Annotated in this window: 6 protein-coding genes and 1 tRNA gene; 1 reads left to right on the forward strand and 6 read right to left on the reverse strand. The window is 40.9% G+C overall.

What is annotated here, in order from left to right:
* Nucleotides 1–160: 160 nt before the first annotated feature.
* A complete protein-coding gene (locus tag ACMJ0U_RS05240; protein ID WP_302584985.1) occupies nucleotides 161–823 on the forward strand; it encodes an Abi family protein in 663 nt (220 codons plus the stop codon).
* Nucleotides 824–934: 111 nt separating this feature from the next.
* Here ACMJ0U_RS05240 and ACMJ0U_RS05245 read toward each other — a convergent pair.
* The 6 genes from ACMJ0U_RS05245 to ACMJ0U_RS05270 form a co-directional block, all read right to left on the reverse strand.
* A tRNA-Leu gene (locus ACMJ0U_RS05245) sits at nucleotides 935–1,018 on the reverse strand.
* A 138-nt stretch (nucleotides 1,019–1,156) separates the two neighbouring features.
* Nucleotides 1,157–2,470 (reverse strand): ribosome biogenesis GTPase Der, encoded by a 1,314-nt coding sequence (gene der / locus ACMJ0U_RS05250; protein ID WP_417128640.1) that lies wholly within the window; start codon nucleotides 2,468–2,470, stop codon nucleotides 1,157–1,159.
* Nucleotides 2,471–2,502: 32 nt separating this feature from the next.
* On the reverse strand, nucleotides 2,503–3,384 hold the full coding sequence (gene era / locus ACMJ0U_RS05255; RefSeq protein ID WP_417128642.1) for a GTPase Era: 882 nt from the start codon (nucleotides 3,382–3,384) through the stop codon (nucleotides 2,503–2,505).
* 75 nt (nucleotides 3,385–3,459) lie between these two features.
* A complete protein-coding gene (locus ACMJ0U_RS05260) occupies nucleotides 3,460–4,461 on the reverse strand; it encodes a beta-ketoacyl-ACP synthase III (RefSeq protein ID WP_417128645.1) in 1,002 nt (333 codons plus the stop codon).
* Between the two features lie 106 nt (nucleotides 4,462–4,567).
* Nucleotides 4,568–4,753 carry a 50S ribosomal protein L32 gene (rpmF, locus tag ACMJ0U_RS05265; protein WP_007559879.1) on the reverse strand — a complete coding sequence of 62 codons (186 nt, stop codon included), beginning with the start codon at nucleotides 4,751–4,753 and terminating at the stop codon, nucleotides 4,568–4,570.
* Nucleotides 4,754–4,769: 16 nt separating this feature from the next.
* The gene (locus tag ACMJ0U_RS05270) at nucleotides 4,770–5,306 is read right to left on the reverse strand and encodes a YceD family protein (RefSeq protein ID WP_417128643.1); all 537 of its coding nucleotides are present in this window, start codon (nucleotides 5,304–5,306) and stop codon (nucleotides 4,770–4,772) included.
* Nucleotides 5,307–5,373 lie beyond the last annotated feature (67 nt).

Below are 5,373 nucleotides of genomic sequence, written 5' to 3' on the forward strand. Positions count from 1 at the left end.
TTTTAAAATCAAAAACGTATAATAGAACCCAGATAAAAAACAATAACCCTGAAGTTTGCTTGTTCAGCAGGGACAACAGGGTCTTACGCTTGCAAATATAGGCATTAATTTCTATATTTGCAAGAAAAGTCTTGCTTTTAAACTTTTAAACTTATACCAAATGAAATATGACGAATGTTTGCAGGTACTATCCCCTGCAAGATTAAATAAATACGCACAAGCAAGTGGCTATGAAAAAGCCAAAACCTTGCGCCTATACCAATGTAACATCAAGTTGAGCCAACGTTTTTATGGGGTTATCGGTATGTTTGAGATAATGCTACGCAATGCTATAAACGCTCACTACAAACAATACTTCAATGATGATAATTGGATAATCAACCAAGCAAGACCCAATGGATTGCTGGAACAGGAAGCTTCCGAAATAGTACGCATACAGCGCACTTATACAAATATGGGAGTGTACAACAACGATAAGATGGTAGCTTCCTTTACATTTGGTTTCTGGACTTATCTGTTTACAAGACGCAATTACCGCATAGGAGGAAAAACGCTTCTTCAAATATTCCCCAACAAAGCGCATGGTTTAAAGCAAACAGACATCTACAACCAACTAACTGCCATCCGTGAATTTCGTAACCGAATAGCACATCATGAACCTATTTGTTTCAACGCTACACGTGCCATAGATACAAAATATGCCAAAGAGCATTATGAGTTAATACGAACCTATATAGAATATATGGGATTTGATTCAGATTCTGTATTGCGAATGGTAGAAAAGCCCGATTCTATACTAAAGGTAATAGATGGCATGAAGTAAACGCCCATCTTTGGTGGAATACATAAGGATGATTGGGAACAATTTGGGAACATCTCCGATAAAAAGAAAAAGCTAAGTATTGAATTATCAAATACTTAGCTTTCTTTCTTGTACCCAGACCCGGGGTCGAACCGGGATGGATGTTACTCCACTGGTGTTTGAGACCAGCGCGTCTACCGATTCCGCCATCTGGGCATTTGTTTTTCGTTTGCGTCTGCAAAGATAAACACGATTTTCTGAATACACAAGAGAAGCACCGATTTTTATCAAAAAAAATCTCTTGTTGTCCTTATATTACGCAAGTAACAACAAGAGATTCTATGTTTTCACCGTTTATTTCTGACGAATAAAGATGTTTATTGGAGTACCCGAAAGCTTCCATCGTTCACGAATCTTATTTTCAAGGAAACGACGGTAAGGCTCTTTCACGTATTGCGGTAAGTTGGCAAAGAACACAAATGAAGGAATCTGCGTATTGGGCAGCTGAGTGATATACTTAATCTTGATATACTTTCCTTTATTTGAAGGTGGCGGATAAGCCTCAATCAATGGCAGAAGCTCTTCGTTCAAACGAGCAGTCGGAATTCTTGTCGTACGTGCCTGGTAAACTTCCTTCGCCAATTCAAGCACTTTCAGAATACGCTGTTTTGTCAAGGCTGATGTAAAGACAATCGGAAAGTCAGTAAAAGGAGCCAGACGATTGCGAATCGCATCTTCATATCCTTTCATTACCTTAGCCGTTTTATCCTCAACCAGGTCCCATTTGTTGACAACTACCACAAGTCCTTTCTGGTTTCGCTGCACCAAAGAGAAGATGTTCAAATCCTGACCTTCGATACCACGTGTAGCATCCAGCATCAGAATACATACATCCGAATTTTCGATTGAACGGATGGAGCGGATTACAGAATAATACTCCAGATCCTCGCTCACTTTATTCTTTTTACGGATACCGGCTGTATCAACCAGATAGAAATCAAAACCAAACTTATTGTAACGGGTATAGATAGAATCACGCGTAGTTCCCGCTATTTCTGTCACAATATTACGGTCTTCTCCAATGAAAGCATTGATGATAGACGACTTTCCGGCATTCGGACGTCCTACCACCGCAAAGCGAGGGATATCATCGTCCAAAATTTCAGGTGCCTCCTTCTTGAACTTACTTAAAATCAAATCCAGTAAGTCACCTGTACCGCTTCCACTCAAAGCAGAAACACAGTAAGGATCGCCCAAACCTAAGGAATAAAACTCAGCCGCATTATACTGCAGGTCATTATTATCCGTTTTATTTGCTACTAAAAGTACAGGAGTTTTAGAACGGCGCAAGATTTCGGCTACTTCCATATCCAAATCGGTAACTCCGTTCATTACGTCTACCACAAACAGAATGACATCGGCTTCATCAATTGCCAGCATTACCTGCTTGCGAATTTCCTCCTCGAACACATCATCCGAGTTGACTACCCATCCTCCGGTATCTACCACAGAGAATTCTTTTCCCAGCCATTCCGACTTACCATACTGTCGGTCGCGGGTTGTACCGGCCTGTTCATTCACAATCGCCTGACGGCTCTTAGTCAGACGGTTAAACAGTGTCGACTTTCCCACATTGGGACGTCCCACAATCGCAACTAAATTTCCCATAATTATCTTCATTTACGGCTTCGCAGCCGATATTAATCCAATTGATAACCAAAATTTTTCAACTCCTTGTCAGAACTTCTCCAATCCTTATCTACCTTGACAAATGTCTCCAGATAAATGGATTTACGGAAGAAGTGTTCCAATGTCTTACGTGCTTCAGTAGCCACTTTCTTCAAAGCTTTTCCCTGACGCCCGATAATAATACCTTTCTGAGAATCACGTTCCACATAAATTACGGCATTGATATGGATACTTTTCTCGTCTTCCTTGAACTGTTCTACTACGACCTCTACTGAATAAGGAATCTCCTTGTCATAATATAACAAAATCTTTTCACGAATAATCTCTGTCACAAAAAAACGAGCAGGCTTATCCGTCCATTGATCCTTTCCAAAATAGGGGGGAGAATCTGGCAAGAGTTCCTTAATGCGCTTCATCACCACATCCACATTGAATTTAGCTATTGCAGAGATAGGGATAATTTCCGCCTCAGGTAGCATCTCGTGCCATTCCTCTACCAATTTAACCAAATCCTCCTGGTTGGTCAGGTCAATTTTGTTAATCAGCAGCAAAACCGGCACCTTCAAGTTGCGCACCTTTTCCATAAACTCTGCATTCTTATCCGGTTTTTCCACCGTATCAGTAACATACAGCAACACATCTGCATCCACCAGTGCCGACTCCGAAAAGTTGAGCATAGACTCCTGAAGTTTATAGTTAGGCTTCAATACCCCCGGAGTATCAGAGAAGACAATCTGCATATCCTCCGTATTAAGAATACCCATAATACGATGGCGAGTTGTCTGAGCCTTGAAAGTCGCGATAGAGATACGTTCCCCCACCAGCAAGTTCATCAAAGTAGATTTTCCGACATTCGGATTACCTACAATATTCACAAATCCGGCTTTGTGCATAAGTAAAAAGTAGTTCACAGACAAAAAAACGCATCGATTGGGATGCGTTTTTTATCTGTAGTGTTAATTTTTTCTTTATTTATTTCCGTCATAACCCCACTTCACATAGCTGGCCCCCCAGGTAAATCCTGCACCAAACGCAGTGAAAATGATATTATCACCCTTCTTCAGTTGCTTTTCATAATCCCACAAGCATAGTGGCAGAGTTCCAGCACTGGTATTACCATAGCGCTGGATATTAACCATCACCTTATCCAATGGAACCTCCAAACGAGAAGCAACCGCATCAATGATTCGCAGATTCGCCTGATGAGGTACAATCCAGTTGATATTATCCTTATTCAAGCCATTTCGTTCTGCAATCTGAGCTGTTACGTCAGACATATTTGATACAGCATATTTGAATACCGTTCTCCCTTCCTGATACAAGTAATGCATCTTATTGTCAATTGTAAAATAAGAAGGAGGACAAACTGAACCACCTGCTTTCATGTGTAGGAATGGAAGCCCTTTACCATCTGTACGCAAAATAGAATCCATGATACCATAGTCCTCTGTAGTAGCTTCTACCATACAAGCCGCAGCTCCGTCACCAAAAATCGGACATGTCGCACGGTCTCCATAGTTTACCATTGAAGACATCTTATCTGCGCCTACAATGATAATTTTTTTATGACGACCAGACTGAATCAGGCTGGCTGCAGTTTCCATGGCATACAAGAATCCGCTACAAGCTGCCTGCAAATCAAATGCATACGCATTCTTCAGCCCCAGTTTGTCACAAAGAATAGAAGCAGTAGAAGGGAAATGATAGTCAGGAGTTGTCGTAGCCACAATCACACAATCAATAGAAGCTGGATCAGAATCCGTTTTCTGCATCAATTGCTTGGCAGCCTTACGGGCCAAATACGAAGTTCCCAAACCTTCTTCGTTCAGGATACGTCTTTCTTTCACCCCGATACGAGTCATAATCCACTCATCGTTGGTGTCAACCATTCTCGACAATTCCTCATTTGTCAGGACATAATCAGGTACATATCCACCGACTCCTGTAATTACAGCATTTATTTTTTCCATCATTTCTTAATTTCGTGGCCTATAAAAAACAGCCGGGGAGCCGAAATGGCTCTCCGGCTTTAATTTCCCTGGAACATGTAAAGATGTTCTACAAAGCGTCAAGTTATTAAAGAGCAGCTTCTTTTTCGATTGCCAATTTACCTCTGTAATAACCACAAGCCCCACATACTGTGTGATAAACATGCCATTCGCCACAGTTTGGACAAATAGCTAAAGTAGGAGCAACTGCCTTGTCATGAGTTCTTCTCTTCGCAGTTCTCGTTTTTGATTGTCTTCTTTTAGGATGTGCCATTTTTCTAAACTGTTATTTAATTATTATCTAATATTTTCTTCAATTCGTTCCATCTCGGATCTATCTTACGCGCTTCTAAGGGTTCATCTGTTATGACGTCCTCATCCAGGAAGTCATCCATTCCCTCCTCTTCATCAGCAGAAGTGCGCAAATGTTTGTTTAATGCTCCCATCACACCTTTATTACATTTTCCAGGAGCATGCACATGCTTCATCGGTATACTCAATGCGATAAACTCGTACATAAACCAAGCAACGTTAATATAGCCGTCTTCTTCCGGTACAATCACTATATCGTCCTCATCTGAAAAAGCAGCTCCTAGTTTTACTTTCAACGTATCATCCGTCACTACCGATAACTCCATGTCATCCAAGCAGCGATCGCACGGCACAACTACTGAACCTTCAATATGGAAATTCAGGACATAAACACCCATCGTTTTCTTCACATCCAACTGCACTTGCAGCTTTCCTTTTTGAATTTCTGGAGCATCAATATCTGCAAAGAACTGATTCGTCAATGAAAACTCATAATGAGCCGAGTTTTCCATCATGTTCTTCAATTCTATTTTATATGTAGCAAGTTTTCCCAAGTCGCAATACTATATAAATCGGGCGACA

The organism is Phocaeicola sp., from assembly GCF_048170425.1.
GTDB lineage: Bacteria > Bacteroidota > Bacteroidia > Bacteroidales > Bacteroidaceae > Phocaeicola.